Origin of the sequence: Sphingobacterium multivorum, from assembly GCF_039511225.1 — a bacterium.
Taxonomy (GTDB): domain Bacteria; phylum Bacteroidota; class Bacteroidia; order Sphingobacteriales; family Sphingobacteriaceae; genus Sphingobacterium.
In genome coordinates, this window is sequence record NZ_CP154261.1 from 3,724,764 (window position 1) to 3,739,426 (window position 14,663).

General features: G+C 40.4%; 15 protein-coding genes. 2 read left to right on the top strand and 13 right to left on the bottom strand.

The genetic code is table 11. The features are described 5' to 3' along the window. Nucleotides 1–105 precede the first annotated feature (105 nt). The 6 genes from AAH582_RS15610 to dinB form a co-directional block, all read right to left on the bottom strand. Nucleotides 106–309 carry a YwbE family protein gene (locus AAH582_RS15610; RefSeq protein ID WP_046674525.1) on the bottom strand — a complete coding sequence of 68 codons (204 nt, stop codon included), beginning with the start codon at nt 307–309 and terminating at the stop codon, nt 106–108. Between the two features lie 265 nt (nt 310–574). Continuing rightward, nucleotides 575–1,900: an RIP metalloprotease RseP gene (rseP, locus tag AAH582_RS15615; RefSeq protein WP_343318530.1), complete on the bottom strand. Its 1,326-nt coding sequence runs from the start codon at nt 1,898–1,900 to the stop codon at nt 575–577. 16 nt (nt 1,901–1,916) lie between these two features. Continuing rightward, a complete protein-coding gene (locus AAH582_RS15620; protein WP_046674523.1) occupies nt 1,917–3,074 on the bottom strand; it encodes a 1-deoxy-D-xylulose-5-phosphate reductoisomerase in 1,158 nt (385 codons plus the stop codon). A 15-nt stretch (nt 3,075–3,089) separates the two neighbouring features. After that, the gene (locus tag AAH582_RS15625; RefSeq protein ID WP_343318532.1) at nt 3,090–3,896 is read right to left on the bottom strand and encodes a beta-carotene 15,15'-monooxygenase; all 807 of its coding nucleotides are present in this window, start codon (nt 3,894–3,896) and stop codon (nt 3,090–3,092) included. Nucleotides 3,897–4,104: 208 nt separating this feature from the next. Continuing rightward, complete coding sequence (locus AAH582_RS15630) at nt 4,105–6,231, bottom strand: S9 family peptidase (protein ID WP_343318534.1); 2,127 nt, start codon at nt 6,229–6,231, stop codon at nt 4,105–4,107. Nucleotides 6,232–6,375: 144 nt separating this feature from the next. Continuing rightward, entirely contained in the window at nt 6,376–7,473 is a 1,098-nt protein-coding gene (dinB, locus tag AAH582_RS15635; RefSeq protein ID WP_343318536.1) for a DNA polymerase IV, read from the bottom strand. A gap of 267 nt (nt 7,474–7,740) precedes the next feature. Here dinB and AAH582_RS15640 point away from each other — a divergent pair, with 267 nt between their 5' ends. Further along, complete coding sequence (locus AAH582_RS15640) at nt 7,741–8,145, top strand: hypothetical protein (protein WP_343318538.1); 405 nt, start codon at nt 7,741–7,743, stop codon at nt 8,143–8,145. Nucleotides 8,146–8,186: 41 nt separating this feature from the next. On the opposite strand, the gene AAH582_RS15645 is transcribed toward AAH582_RS15640, so the two are convergent. Genes AAH582_RS15645 through AAH582_RS15660 form a run of 4 tightly spaced genes read right to left on the bottom strand, consistent with a single transcriptional unit; the run spans nt 8,187 to nt 11,707 of the window. Beyond that, nucleotides 8,187–9,140, bottom strand: coding sequence for an exonuclease (locus tag AAH582_RS15645; RefSeq protein WP_343318540.1), 954 nt, complete (start codon nt 9,138–9,140; stop codon nt 8,187–8,189). Nucleotides 9,141–9,144: 4 nt separating this feature from the next. Then, complete coding sequence (coaE, locus tag AAH582_RS15650; protein ID WP_343318542.1) at nt 9,145–9,720, bottom strand: dephospho-CoA kinase; 576 nt, start codon at nt 9,718–9,720, stop codon at nt 9,145–9,147. A gap of 9 nt (nt 9,721–9,729) precedes the next feature. Next, complete coding sequence (locus AAH582_RS15655; RefSeq protein WP_343318543.1) at nt 9,730–10,680, bottom strand: hypothetical protein; 951 nt, start codon at nt 10,678–10,680, stop codon at nt 9,730–9,732. 52 nt (nt 10,681–10,732) lie between these two features. Further along, nucleotides 10,733–11,707, bottom strand: a complete 975-nt coding sequence (locus AAH582_RS15660) for a BtrH N-terminal domain-containing protein (RefSeq protein WP_343318544.1) — start codon at nt 11,705–11,707, stop codon at nt 10,733–10,735. Between the two features lie 377 nt (nt 11,708–12,084). Here AAH582_RS15660 and AAH582_RS15665 point away from each other — a divergent pair, with 377 nt between their 5' ends. Next, nucleotides 12,085–12,375 (top strand): hypothetical protein, encoded by a 291-nt coding sequence (locus tag AAH582_RS15665; protein ID WP_343318546.1) that lies wholly within the window; start codon nt 12,085–12,087, stop codon nt 12,373–12,375. Between the two features lie 483 nt (nt 12,376–12,858). Here the strand turns inward: AAH582_RS15665 and yajC are convergent, their stop codons facing one another. Genes yajC through nusB form a run of 3 tightly spaced genes read right to left on the bottom strand, consistent with a single transcriptional unit; the run spans nt 12,859 to nt 14,639 of the window. Next, a complete protein-coding gene (yajC, locus tag AAH582_RS15670) occupies nt 12,859–13,176 on the bottom strand; it encodes a preprotein translocase subunit YajC (RefSeq protein WP_046674516.1) in 318 nt (105 codons plus the stop codon). A gap of 26 nt (nt 13,177–13,202) precedes the next feature. Continuing rightward, on the bottom strand, nt 13,203–13,664 hold the full coding sequence (locus tag AAH582_RS15675; RefSeq protein WP_309363636.1) for a DUF1573 domain-containing protein: 462 nt from the start codon (nt 13,662–13,664) through the stop codon (nt 13,203–13,205). A 27-nt stretch (nt 13,665–13,691) separates the two neighbouring features. Continuing rightward, complete coding sequence (nusB, locus tag AAH582_RS15680) at nt 13,692–14,639, bottom strand: transcription antitermination factor NusB (protein ID WP_046674514.1); 948 nt, start codon at nt 14,637–14,639, stop codon at nt 13,692–13,694. Nucleotides 14,640–14,663: the final 24 nt, after the last annotated feature.

The following is a 14,663-nucleotide window of genomic DNA, read 5'->3' on the forward strand; positions in this document are numbered from 1 at the left end:
TTTAGTTTGATTTATACAATAAGAACATCATAGGTAGCAATCTTTTCGCGTCAAAAGCGTTAGAAAAGACTTGGTAAAGAGAAACGAAGACCCGTTGAATATCTCCTAAAAATCATCTTCAATAATTTCGGCCACTCTTCCGACCTGACCGTCCGTCAACCTGACTTTAATCCCCCTCGAATGATAAGAGGATGATGTTAGCAGGTCCTTCACAATGCCTTCTGTTAGATTTCCCGTACGCTGGTCCTTTTTTAAGATTATATTCACCAACATACCTGGCTTTACATCTGCTCTATTTCTTCCATCCATGGTCAAACTTAGATAAATAGTTTTTTAAATGCAATATAAATAATCATTTATTGTTGGAAAGACCTTCATCCTGAATGCTGGAAAAAGCATATTGAAGTGAATGCAGGGCTATTGCATAGATAAATGTTACAAATCAAATGTAAAGACCTTTTCCTGCTAGCACAGTCATATCACAAAAAATGGTCGGAAGAAATTCCGACCATCGTTGGCTTTTAGCTTTTTTTTAGAAATTGTCACCGTCAGCATTTTCCGGCGACCGTTTGACTTATTTAAATAACTTAAAGATATCGTTTCCGAATATAAAGACCATTAAGGCCAAAAGAATGAAGAAACCGACCATTTGTGCTTTTTCCAGGAATTTTTCACTCAATGGCTTGCCTTGAATCATCTCAACCAACAAGAACAACACGTGACCGCCATCCAAAGCTGGAATAGGCAATAAGTTCATAAAGGCCAATGCCATAGACAACATCCCTACTAAGGACCAAAAACGGATCCAGTCCACTTCCGTGCCGAACAAGGTTGCAATGCCAATAGGGCCAGATAATGCTTTATCAGCACGCACTTCGCCTTTGAAAATTTTACCAAATCCCTTGGCGTTATCGGTAATCACTGTAAACGCTTTCTTTGCACCGATCGGAAACGCCTCCATCAAGGTATATTGCGTTGTAAACGATTTGATGGAATAATCACGATTGATCCCTATTCCCAGCATGGCATCTGCAGGAACAATTCCTTGCAAGGAAACTTCGGCCCCTTTGCGTAAAACTTTAATCGCAACCGTTTTATTGCTGTTCGCTTTTATTTGCGCCTTAAATTGATCGAAGAAAGGAACCAGTGTCTCGTTCACAGCAATAATGCTATCGCCTTTCACAAACCCCATTTTACTTGCCACCGAACCGGGAGCTACTTCAGCAACACTGGTCGTTTTAACACGTGGCTCAATAAACTTCTCGCCTTTTTTGTCGGAAAGCGTGTTCAGTAAATCTGCTGGCACTTTGATATCTGTTATCGCACCAGCGCGTTCAACGGCAAGCGTGACTCCGCCCATTAATACCTTAGAACTGATCAGCTCGGAGTAATTTTCGATACGGTGACCGTCTATTGAAATCACCTTATCCCCAGCTTTCAAACCAATAGATTCACCAATGGACCCGGGCACAATACCGTTTACCAGCTGATCCATTTTGATGTCTGTATTGCCCATTTTAAAAGTCAGCATCCAAAAAACAACAACACCGACGACAATATTGACAATAATACCACCTAACATGACGATTAAACGTTGCCAGGCAGGTTTAGATCTAAATTCCCAAGGTTGTGGTTCACCTTTCAATTGCTCCGTATCCATCGATTCATCGATCATGCCGGCAATTTTCACATAGCCACCCAGCGGCAACCAGCCAATACCATATTCACAGCCCTTATAATTGAATTTAAATAATTTCACTCCCCAAGCATCAAAGAACAGATAAAACTTTTCTACCTTGATACCAAATGCACGTGCTGCTAAGAAATGTCCTAACTCATGTAGAACAATTAAAATTGACAAGCCTAAAATCACTTGTCCGACCATAATTAAAACACCCATGTATGCTTTCTAAAATTTAATCTTTGATTATTTCCTGTGTTATTAATCTTGCCACACGATCCGTCTCCAGATAATCCTCCAGCGTCGGTGTGGCAATGAATTCTACTTGATCTAACGTCTGTTCAATGATATCACTCATCTCCAAAAAACCAACTTGGTCTTTCAAGAAGGCATCCACAACTACTTCATTGGCTGCATTTAATATACAGCTTCTATTTCCACCGGCACGGAGGCTCTCATAGGCCAATGCCAAATTCCGAAAAGTTTCCATATCTGCTTTTTCAAAACTGAGCGTTGGATAGTCCATAAAATTAAAACGTTCAAAATTGTTTTCGAAACGTGCCGGGTAGGTCAGCGCATACTGGATCGGCAACTTCATGTCAGGAACCCCCATTTGGGCTTTCATGGAACCATCCTGAAACTGAACCAGCGAATGTACAATGGATTGGGGATGGACGATTACATCGACCTGATTTATGGAGAGGTTGAAAAGCCATTTCGCTTCAATGACTTCCAAACCTTTATTCATCAGGGATGCCGAGTCAATCGTAATTTTGGCACCCATCGACCAATTGGGATGTTTCAAGGCTTCAGCTTTGGTGACTTGTAGCAGATCGGCGCGTTTTTTACCACGAAAAGGTCCACCGGAGGCAGTCACATATATTTTCTCAATTGGATTATGATCCTCACCGGTCAAACACTGAAAGATCGCTGAATGTTCTGAATCCACAGGAAGCATGCGTACACCATATTCTTTGACTAAGGCCATAATTAGCTCACCGGCGACAACCAGCGTCTCTTTATTGGCCAGCGCAATATCTTTTTTGGATTGAATCGCTTTAACAGTAGGTTTTAATCCCGCAGATCCAACAATCGCATTCAGAACGATATCGACTTCTTCCAATTGCACCACTTCAACCAGCCCGGCTTCACCCAAAAGGACAGCGATATCATGTCCTTTTAAAGCATCCTGTACCTGATTATATTGCTGGGGATCTGTTACGACAACTGCTTTGGGCTTAAACTCCAAGGCCTGCTGAACCAACAGTGTGGCATTGCTACCGCAAGTCAGAACGATTGCTTCAAACGTATTAGGAAAGGCTCTTATCACATCCAAGGCTTGTGTGCCTATACTTCCCGTTGCCCCTAAAATGGCAATTCCTTTTTTACTCAAAACCTCTGCTATTAATTAAAATATATTATTTAAAATCTTTGGGTCCTCTCCCCCATGATAATCCGCCATCATGGATCGGTAAGCGACCGAAACAACCACACTGGCCAGAGGCACCACTAAGAAAGAACTCACGAGGTTCAAAATAATAAAAATTATGTAATATTCTAAATAATTAAAATACATCTGTAGTAACTGAAAAAAAGCAAATACCGCCAAAATCAGTAATAGTTTGAATACATTGCCTTTTGTAAGCGCAAAACTGAAGCGCAATGACCGCAATGTCCCCGCATGTTTATCAATAATAAAAAATGGATAAAATGCCACTCGGATAATCAGGATGAACGTCAATATGGCCGCCACAAAAACAACAAACATCGTAAAGTTGCTCATTAGCTCCATTCGATTGTCACCGTTTTCAAATAGGTAAAGGAATGGTAAAGAGATGGCGCCCAATAGCATCAGAAGTGCTATAGAAAGCACCATGATACTCAACATAGCGCCAAAAAAGTACACAAGCTCTTTCGTACTCGGAATACATTGGACAAGCTTCTTTTCTTGGTTACCATCAATCAGACTTAAAATATATTTAAACAAAGTCATGTTCAATCCAAAATACATCACCATGAAAAAGAAAGCCATAAAACCACTCAATACCACATTGAAGTCGCTGATGGTAGTTGCAAGATAATTGGAAAGACCGGAGGTCACAAACAGCAAAAAACAAAGCCCGGCCACTGAAAAATAATGCCTTTTCAGCAACTCCAATGACTTATTAAAAACCTCGTTAACGGCAAAAGTACTTTCCTTTAGGAATTGAATCATTTTTTCTTTGAATAAACTTCTACAAAGATGCCATATTTTTTAATTTTCAACAATTTACACACCCAGAAAAATCACTTTTTTTGTCATATTTAACATAAAAAGAGAGGTAAAGGAAAATCTGTGATCCCAGATAGATGAAAACAGGCAAAAAATAGAAAATCCCTTATCCAGACGGATAAAGGATTTTCTATTTTGACCTTAACTCTTCCTATTTAAATTCTTTGGGAAGCGGTCTCTCCAACAAGTATTGGTAGTAGAAACGCGCACGCTCATTAAAATCATATTTACTTTTCGAACGATCAAATCCATGACGGCTTCCCGGATAGATCATCAATTCAAAAGGGACAGTTCGATCAGTTAATTTATCGACAAGTTGGGTTGTATTCTGCAAATGAACATTGTCATCCATATCGCCATGCATAATGCGCAACACGCCTTTATAATTATTGGCATAGGTTAACACAGAACCGGCTTTATAGCCTTCCGGATTATCCTGCGGCGTATCCATCCACCTTTCGGTATAATGGCTATCATACAGATCCCATGAGGTAACCGGTGCACCAGCAATACCAAAATCAAATACATCTGCGGCCTTCGTCATCGCTAAACAAGTCATATACCCGCCGTAGCTATGGCCGGTGATAAGCACCTTGTTTTTAGCGACCCAAGGTTGCGATTTTAACCATTTGACAATTGTTGAATAATCAATGATCTCCCAGTGACCAAGATTGCGGTGCATATAAGCAACGCCTTGTTTACCAAAATGACCGGATGCCCGGTGATCTGCGGACACCTGAATAATGCCCTCATTGGCCCAATACTGATTGGCGGTTCCTTTCCAGGTATCTTTTACCGTTCCTGCATCGGGCCCACCATAGATACTGAAAACAACGGGGTAAACTTTTGTTTGATCAAAATTTGTCGGATACGTGATGGTGAGCGGAAGATCGAACAGCCCGTCGTCTGATTTCAGATGTAAGTATTCGGTTTTACCGTACGTATACGAAGCAAAATCGGCAGCTTTGCTATCCGCTAGCTGACGTACGACTTTACCTTGATTATCCAACAATGCAAATCGATCCGGTGTGCTCACATTGGAGTATTTGGTAATAAAATATTTGCCATCAGGCGATACATTGACATCGTGCGAGTATTCACCGAACGTCAGACGTTTTAAGTTTTTACCCGAGTAATCCACGCGGTACAGATCAAAACGAGCTGAGTTTTCTTTACGTGCAGTAAAATAGATCACCTTGTTTTTTTCATCAATACGTTTTAATTCGGTCACCTGCCATTCGCCGGATGTAATTGGATTGACCAAGGTTCCATCCAATTTATAGAGGTAGTAATGGGCCCAGCCCGTCTTATCCGATTTTAAAATATAATATTTGTTGTCCGCCAGATACGTGATACGCTCATCGTGATCCAAATTGATCCAGGAAGCCTGCCGCTCGTCGTAGATTTCTTTTTTTGCACCAGAATTTGGATCTACCTGATAGAACTTTAAATTGTTCTGATCCCGGTTCATCCACTGCACCATTACGTTTTTACTATCAAAAGCCCAATAAGGCTGACCAAAATACTGGTCATCTTTTTCATTGAAATCAGCCCAGGTGACTTTGCCTCCATCGAGATGAACTATACCAACTTTAACTTCCGGATTTGGGTCACCGGCTTTAGGGTATCTTGTTTCTTCCAGATAGCCGTGTTGGCCTTTGGATGAATAAATCGGAAACATGGGAACCTTGGTATCATCGAAACGCATAAAAGCGATCTTACGGCTGTCCGGAGACCACCAGAACGCTTTGTATTTTGTCGGACGCCCAAGAATTTCCTCGTAATATACCCAGGATGACCAACCATTGTAAATCACATCGGTACCGTCATTTGTATACTGCATTTCTTTTCCTGAAGCAACCTCCACGCTATACAGATTGCTTTTACGCGTAAAGGCAACATATCTACCATCCGGCGAAAGGGTCGGATTCTGTTCAGCAACATCAGGAGAGTTGGTTAGCTTCTTTGCTACACCATCGGTACCTTTCAGGAAGATATCATTGTTCTCGACATAAACAACCGTCCCTTCTTTAGCGGGAACTGTATAAATGCTTCTTTGACCTGATTTAATGTTAACCTGATATAAACGACCATCATTTACATCATTTTCCAGATAAGTTGTCCCGTCTGCCCAGCCAGGATACTGATTGGTACGAACTGTCAACGATGACTTTTGCCCCCAGGACTGTGCAAAATCCAATTTCTTTTGTGCGAAACCAACCTCGTGCACAAAAAAAACGATAGACGCACCTAAGAGTACTCTTGATACCGTATTCATTAATTTTTGGATATGTTTATTAATTATTTTGGCTAAGATAAAGAATTGTGACAAATAACGACGATTTTGCCTGTAACAAGCTTAATTCAGATCTCGCATATCACACGGTTTAGCAGAGATTTGATCAAGCCGCTCAATTCCTTGCTAAGGACGATGCTCGAACAGCGAAAGCTGTATGCCTTCCTTTGGAAAATCGGCTTCTTCCACAAAATTTGATATCGAAACACCCAACAACCTCACTTTGTTCACCAGTTCAACCTTACTCAACAAACTATGAGCGGTGGCGTAAATTTTGTCTTCCGAATCAAAACTATTTTCTAAGGTTATACTTCGTGTCAACTGCACAAAATCGGCATACTTAATTTTTAAAGTTAGGGTTCGCCCGGAGATTTCCTTTTTCCCGATACGTGTCCACAACTGTTTGCAGAGCCGTTGCAAAATGGTATTTAATTCTTCAAATGCTTCTACATCTTCGCCAAAAGTATCCTCAATACCCACTGATTTGCTGCTGCGATTCGGAACAACAGGGCGGTCATCAATTCCACGTACGATGCGATAAAAAAAATGCCCGGTCTTGCCAAACCAGCGCACCAAATCCTCTTCGCGCTGTTTTTTTAAATCAAGCCCAGTAAACAGTCCCAGTTCATGCATTTTTTTTGCCGTCACCTTACCTACCCCAAAAAACTTATCCACGGGCAATGACTCCATAAACTTGACAATTTTGGAAGGACCTATAAATGTTAAACCATTGGGTTTGTCCATATCCGAAGCAATCTTTGCGACAAATTTATTGACGGAAACCCCAGCCGAGACCGTTAGATTCAATTCTTCTTTGATCGCCTCCTTAATGGCTTTGGCAATATCAATAGCCGAACCAATACCCTGTTTGTCTACCGTTACATCCAAAAAAGCTTCGTCGAGCGAGAGCGGTTCGATCAAGTCCGTATAACGGAGAAAAATCTCCCGAATTTGATATGAAACCTGCCGATACACATCAAAGCGCGGATGGGTAAAGATAATATGAGGACACAACTGAAGAGCCTTTCGGGAGCTCATCGCAGATCTGACGCCAAATTTTCGTGCTTCATAACTGGCCGTCGCAACTACTCCTCTCCCATCCGGAGAACCACCTACTGCAATCGCTTTCCCCCGATATTCGGGAAAATCACGCTGATCTACAGATGCATAAAAGGCATCCATATCCAAATGAATAATCTTGCGATGTACCTGTTCGGGATCCATGATCCAAATTTACAAAAATTAGCATTACAGACTAAGAAAACCGAAAAATAACTAATAGAATTAGCAACTACAGCAAAGCCCGCAAACGGTACGCTCGGGAGCCTCTTACTCCAATCACGCTCGGCAACCTTCTAGGCTACATCTAAACCATTCGTTATTATGCTGTTAATTTTTTATCTTTAGGTGAAACTATAGGTTAGGCGAAAAAGCATCCAGTCCTGATAGTCTCGCACATGCTTACAAAAGGACTTAAATATTTAATGTATTATGGAAAATTTGCCAGAACAAAAAACAAAAAAATCCGGATTTAAGAAGTTTTTACTCATGCTGATCCTTTTACTTCTTGTGGGGGGCGGCTCCTATGTTTACTGGAAGTATTACTATGTATTCGGTGAAGGCGTAAAATCTGGTTATCTTAATTATGCTGTAAAAAAGGGTAATATTTTCAAGACATACGAAGGTAAACTCATCCAGGAGGGCTTTGGGAGCATAAAAACGGGCGGTATCGCTAGCAATCAATTTGAATTTTCAATCGAAGATGATTCTATATTCCGTCAATTGGAGCTCAATAGTGGAAAGTACTTCGATCTGCGCTACAAAGAATATCATGGCGTTCTTCCCTGGCGTGGAAACACGGTTTATATTGTTGACAAAGTTGTCAATATGAAATAGAAATTTACGTTCCCGATTGAAAATTTTTCGACACAGCCTGCTTATGCAGAAAGCACATCACGCACGATCAATTTTTCGTTAAAAAAACTTTTTAAAATGGTCCCGTCACCATGTAGTGTCCAAACTTCCTGGGGATTTACCATCTTAATGTAGTGAAGAATATCATTCCAGTCCACATGATCTGAAATATACAATTCGATATCATTCTGTGCCTGTAAACGTTTCCAGCCTGAGGCAAATGCACGCAATACTTTGGTTGCCCTAAAATAACTATTAAAAGTCATCGGCGGTACCAGATAAACTTTATTCTGTTCGCCCTGTTTCATTTCTTTTCTGTTGTAGGGTTCATAGTCTAATTTCTTCAGCCCATGCTGGTCATAAAGACGATGATACGGCAATATACCACTATGCACAAGCACTTTTCGCTCCGGACAGTACCTGTTGATCAAATCGGTTATCCGCTGCGCCTTGCCCAACACATAAGTACCTAATAAGATATTGCTGGCATGTCCGTCGAGTTTTTTTATCTCCTCCGCAGGATCTGGGTGTATAATATCCGGATTTGCAAATGTGCTTTCTGTAATAAGGACATCGGCTTGCTGCACTTCGATCGGCTCGCAAGTCTCATCAGCTTGCAATTTGTAATCGCCCGTGTATAGGTAGCGCACTCCCCGGTATTCCATGAGTATTTGTGCCGAACCCAATATATGACCTGCTGGTAAAAATGTGATTTCGACCGCGCCTATTTTAAAGGGGCTATTGAACAATTTGACCTGATAAGAATCTTTGCGGTTTTGTTTATAACGATAGGTCATAAACAAGGAGGTCGCCTGTGTGGCATACACATAGTCGTGTCCCGAACTGGCGTGATCTCCATGGGCATGAGACACCACATTGTGCAAGACGGGATTGCTGGCATCGATAAAAAAATCGCCATAACGGCAGTAGTAGCCCTCTGGCTTTCTGACTAAGAAGTCAGGCAATATTGTAGACATACGCTTATTTTAGAAATTTTTGATGTAGCGTCCACACCTGCGGCAATAGCGGTGTGGTACCATCATTCACAATGACGAAGTCTGCCATTTTTAATTTTTCTTCGTCGGGGAGTTGCTTATTCATGCGCTCCATGACCTGTTCTTCTGTAACAGCATCGCGTTCCATAACACGTTTAAGACGAACAGGTAAAGGCGCCGTTACCAGTATGGTATAATCAAGATCCTTGTAAGAACCACTTTCAAAAAGCAAAGCAGCCTCCTTGAGCGAATAACGGAATTTTTGTTGTTCGGCCCAGTCCTTAGCTGCCTGAATAACGACAGGATGCACAATGCCATTCACGCGTTCGAGCTTCGTTTTGTCGGAGAATATCTGTTCAGCTAAAAAAGCCCGATCCAACTTCCCTTCCTTGTAGGTCTGCTCGCCGAATTCGGCAATCAGGCGTTCTTTAATCCGTAAATCGGTATTCATAAGTTTCTTGGCTTCTTCATCCGCATTATAGACAGGAACCCCCAAAGCTCTAAAAAGCTGACAGATAAATGTTTTACCGGATCCAATTCCGCCTGTTATTCCAATCTTCATTTAATAGCATTATTTACGTACAAAAAAGTCTACGTTTTGGGGAACCACACTGATTATCTTACAATAATCGGGTACCTTGGTTAGCAAAATAGGCAAGTATTGCACCTCATTTTTCTCCCAATCGGACAAATCCACCACGGCTTCAAAATCGCGCGATGTATAGTTATTATAATCCTTAACGGACATCAACACCGTCACGACCACTTTGCTTGGACTAAGCCTAACAGAGCTATAGCGTTGGCCATTTTCAACTTTCACGGGTAATTCAATCACTTTCTCCGTTAATTCACCTACCGGCATTAGCACCTCGACCGAAGTCGGATAAACGTTGATATTCGCTTTTTGATTACGCGCCAGGTTGGCCACGGTCCGAACATCAGTTTCCACTTCCTTCCCACGAACGGTATCGGTTTCCCAATACTCAATGGCCGAAACATCCTCATAAGGCCCTGTAATGGTTACATAGGCTGGGGTAATTTTAGTATCTGCAATAAAGCCATAACCACGCTTAAAGCCTATATTAGACAGCGGTTTGACAGGCACCTTACGCTGCGTTTGTTTCGAAAAATCAAAAAACAGGGTATCAGGGCTCACTGACACAACGCGTTGTTCATGTGGAAACTGCCGGTTGATAAAGCCCAATTGATTGGAAAAAACAATCCAATCTTTAGTTTTTAAAGAGCTTAGGTCAACCTGAACCTTTGGGGTTTCCAAAGCAGCTTTGGAAAACAGAAATTGCCATCCCGTCATCTCGAGTTTCACTTTTACCGTATCCGATTGTTGCGGGTGGAATGCGCGTTTTTCGGGAAGATTGACATATTCAATTGCTGCCTTAACGGACACAGTATATTGATTGGAGATTGAAAACAATAACCAAGCTAATAACGAAATTCCAACACAACGCACGAAGACATTTATCTTACGCCGTTGGGTTTTATTTATTCGAACTGCATTCGCCATGATACAAACTTAATCAATTTGCGCAAAAATTAGCGTTCTTATCTGCATTTCATCACAAAGACGCCAATATTTCCATTGCATTTTTCTCTTTTGTGGCAAGGGTTTTGAAAATTGCTGATGCCTGCTGGACAGCATCGAAACTGGCCGTCTCAGCAATTTGATTAAACAATTCCGACAGGGATGTCCATAATAATGCAATCTGTACAAACTCATGATGAACCACCTCGAGTTGTTTTATTCCAAGGAGATCGTAACTTTCCCTGATAAAGTCGCGGTAGAGATTTCGAAACAGGGCACCACCAGTCCCCGCTTTCTCCATAAAATCTGCGGCCATTTTAAATTCGCTTTCAATAGCCTGACTCGTCTTGTACCACTTAATCACCTCTTCACTGGTCTTCAAAATTCCTCGATATGAAATATTGTTGATGGGCGGTGAAAGGTATTCCTTTGCATTAGCCACCACCGCAGCGATTACTGCTTGTTTCAGGTCAACGTTCTCACTATTGCCTGCTATGGTATAATACAGATTTTTGGACGACATAGGCCCTTTCTCTGCCCGCGCTAAAGCTAAACTTGCAAGAGACGTCTGCACACTACCGCCCTGCTGTCTCGTATCCACCAAATAGGCGTGATCATCGTCATAGTCATACATAGCTACATAATGCCCCGCAAAATGAAATGGCTTAGTAAAATATTCCAGATAATAGGCATCGAGCTTCAATCCCACAGGTTGCCCCTCGTCCAAGAGCTGTCGTACAGCCTGCCAGGCTTTTGTTTTTGAAGAGGTTTCATGAACGCTGAGGTCGAGGCCGAGATTTTTGCAGATATGCTGGGTCAGAAGATCCGTTTTTATTCGTCCGCCCAAAAATGGAAAGTCCATGGTTTTCATTTTCCAATAGATAAAACTAAGCCCTTGCCCCAACCCAAAGAGCATCGGTTCAGAAAGTTCAATGCCAAGATGGTTCAGTAATGTACCTGTCGCCGTGGTTTCACAATGTTGCCCATCAAACGGTGTAAGATTTTTCATAGCATTCTTTTTCACAAAATTAGAGGCTCGATTGACAATGTAATGTCAGCAGTGGCTTAAATCTTAGAAACAAATAAAAAACAGTTGAGAATAACCTCGCAAAAACGATTGCATGTGGCAATTATTGTGTTTTATGTTAACTAGGGTTTTACAGGGGTATTACAGGGGGTTAACAGGGGTATAACAGGGGTAAATCCCCTGTTAACCCCCTATTAATCCCCTGTAAAAATAGTATTACCACTAAAGTAATTAGGAAAATAGTAGTAAATTGGTAATAAGCTAAATACTAAGCATTATAAACAAAAAAAGAGGAATAGCTAGGGCAATTTTACAAAACGGTCCGAATGGACCTATTATTGGTAAATTTGGATCAGTGAGTGCCTACCCCATTATCCAACTGCCAAGTCAGTATCAACAATGATGTAATCGACCTGAGCTGGGATGCAGATGATCAATATAGTGATAACGTATATAAAATCAATCTGGTATTATTGGACCCATTTAATGAATCCCATTTAAGAACTTCTATCGCAAGCGTAAGTGAAGGTTCTTGTTCAGTTCAATTTGACTGGTTAAAGCGAAAAACCATTGATTTCCATGTCTATGTCGGAATATGGGATACCTTAGATGGCGGTTTTTCGAATTCCATTTATTGTGGAGTAATCTAAAGCATGTTACTTTTCTAATTTCAACCCGAGAAATATTAATAAATGGTTCATCAAAGCAAACAAAATAAAAATACGTTCTATATTTTCTTTCACTTACTTCATCAATTTCATCCAATTTGGATGGATGGCTCATAACAGTCCCGATCCTCCTTATTTGCAATTTCAGAAGGCTGTTTCGCTGTTTGATTTAATTTTCTGCGTTCTTCTTTCAATTCTAATGATACCATAATTACCTCCGATGTCTAGAAATACAAAATATTCACTATACTAATTGGAATAGGGATACATTTTAGACTGAATCTCGTAAGACGAAATTATAAAAATTACCACCAAAACATCATTTCGTGTTATCAAAAATCGGGGATACCAGCGCACTTTTACCCTATTCGAGACTCGTTGCCTAGCATAATCGTTTTAACGGGAACATAATAAAAAAAGCCAGTTTTCTACGAAAACTGGCTTTCATTTCTTTCCCAAAAAAGTTTAAGAAGCGCTCTTCTCCGTGTTGTTAGCAGCTTTAGAAGCATCTAAAGCAATGGCTGATTTGTCAAAACGTATTTTTACGCCTGAACCTACATCGATTAAGAAAGTCGTGTCTGATACTTCTACAATACGGCCGTGAATACCAGCTGTAGTTACCACCTTTGAATTTACACCAAGTTCTTCAATATATTTTTTGTGATCTTTTTGCTTCTTCATCTGCGGTCTGATCATGAAGAAATAAAATACCACGATAATCAAAACCATTGGTAAAAAACTCATCATGTTGCCACCCGCTGCTTGTAATAATACTGTGTTCATCTTCTATTATATCGTTTAATAATGTGTTATTTTGCTAATACTTCGCCTTTTAACTGCACTGTTGTCAAGCCATTGGAAGCATTCGATTGAATCGTTATGATCTTCTGCTGTTTACCAACCTGTCCTTCGCTGTTAAAAGTAACATGTATTTCCGATTTTCCACCTGGCAAAATAGGACTTTTCGAAAACTCAGGTTGTGTACAACCACATGAAGCAGTCACTTTCGAGATAATAACAGGTGCATCACCCGAATTTTTCAGCACAAAGGTATGTTTTACCTGTGCTCCTTCCTTTACCTGACCGAAATCAAATGCAGACTCTTCAAATTCTACTTTTCCCAATTGTGCTGCCGCCTTAGAAAGGCTATCTGCAGCTGCTGTCTCAGTCGCTGTCTTGCTTCCTTCTTCTTTTCCTTTTTGTGCATTTCCACAAGAAAATAAAAGTACTGCCGACAAAGCTAAAACCGAATATTTGCCAAAGTTTTTCATTCGTATAAATTATTTATGCGTTTGGTTTTAATCTCTTAAACCACGACCTGCCTTTTGGATTCTTCCTTGCTGATTCAGATCGTTTAATATTTTATCTAAGATACCATTGATAAATGTATTACTTTTCAATGTACTGAATACCTTAGAAATTTCAATATACTCATTTATTGTCACTTTCACCGGAATAGATGGAAAATTAATCAACTCACATATCGCCATACGCATCAGTAAAGTATCCATTAATGCAATACGATCTGATTCCCAATTCTTCGTTTTCTCCGAGATAAGTTTCTGATATTCATTCGTATTGCGGATAGTTTTACCCAGCAATGCAATGACATAGTCGCTATCATCATTCCAGTTTTGCGTAATCTCTGCTAGCTTATTTTTACGTGGATCTTCAGAACTAAAATTCTTAAACGTCTTCGCAATCAACGCTTGCAATACTTCTTTATCGACAGGCCAGTTGATGAATTTCTCCTCAAAAACCTGCTCAATAACCGGTGATTTCAAGATAATCTTTTTAAAGATATGCTTGATGATATCCTTTTCCGTACCGATCGAACGATCCTCTTGTTGCAAGTACTCCAAATAAGCCTCGGAATCCTTTAATTGCAAAAATACTGTACGTACGATCTCCGGGTCAAAGCTCCACGAAATCTTATACTTTTTGACACCTTCTCCATATTGTGGATTTTGTCTCAATGACTCAATAAAAGTATTAGTACTTAACTTGGTCGTTAAAGACAAGTCTTTTTCAGTTGGTAAAAACTTATTAGCTCTACCCTCTGCATCTATTAAGACATAATCAGATACTTCATCTAAAAGATTCAGTGTCCACATATACATCTCATAGACTTCATCCACATTTTTTAATAGTGCTTTTTCAAATGTTTTGATGTCTTTATCTTCTGAAAGACTGTACGCATAAAGCGTTTGCACTACTTTTACCCTCAGGTGTCTCCTGTTTAACATAGTAATTTAAAGAACGATTTTTTT

What these genes read in the sequence shown, in the direction of transcription:
- AAH582_RS15610 (WP_046674525.1), bottom strand. Translation starts at nt 309, where the DNA reads ATGGATGGAAGAAATAGAGCAGATGTAAAGCCAGGTATGTTGGTGAAT.
- rseP (WP_343318530.1), bottom strand. Translation starts at nt 1,900, where the DNA reads ATGGGTGTTTTAATTATGGTCGGACAAGTGATTTTAGGCTTGTCAATT.
- AAH582_RS15625 (WP_343318532.1), bottom strand. Translation starts at nt 3,896, where the DNA reads ATGATTCAATTCCTAAAGGAAAGTACTTTTGCCGTTAACGAGGTTTTT.
- AAH582_RS15630 (WP_343318534.1), bottom strand. Translation starts at nt 6,231, where the DNA reads ATGAATACGGTATCAAGAGTACTCTTAGGTGCGTCTATCGTTTTTTTT.
- dinB (WP_343318536.1), bottom strand. Translation starts at nt 7,473, where the DNA reads ATGGATCCCGAACAGGTACATCGCAAGATTATTCATTTGGATATGGAT.
- AAH582_RS15640 (WP_343318538.1), top strand. Translation starts at nt 7,741, where the DNA reads ATGGAAAATTTGCCAGAACAAAAAACAAAAAAATCCGGATTTAAGAAG.
- AAH582_RS15645 (WP_343318540.1), bottom strand. Translation starts at nt 9,140, where the DNA reads ATGTCTACAATATTGCCTGACTTCTTAGTCAGAAAGCCAGAGGGCTAC.
- coaE (WP_343318542.1), bottom strand. Translation starts at nt 9,720, where the DNA reads ATGAAGATTGGAATAACAGGCGGAATTGGATCCGGTAAAACATTTATC.
- AAH582_RS15655 (WP_343318543.1), bottom strand. Translation starts at nt 10,680, where the DNA reads ATGGCGAATGCAGTTCGAATAAATAAAACCCAACGGCGTAAGATAAAT.
- AAH582_RS15660 (WP_343318544.1), bottom strand. Translation starts at nt 11,707, where the DNA reads ATGAAAAATCTTACACCGTTTGATGGGCAACATTGTGAAACCACGGCG.
- yajC (WP_046674516.1), bottom strand. Translation starts at nt 13,176, where the DNA reads ATGAACACAGTATTATTACAAGCAGCGGGTGGCAACATGATGAGTTTT.
- AAH582_RS15675 (WP_309363636.1), bottom strand. Translation starts at nt 13,664, where the DNA reads ATGAAAAACTTTGGCAAATATTCGGTTTTAGCTTTGTCGGCAGTACTT.
- nusB (WP_046674514.1), bottom strand. Translation starts at nt 14,639, where the DNA reads ATGTTAAACAGGAGACACCTGAGGGTAAAAGTAGTGCAAACGCTTTAT.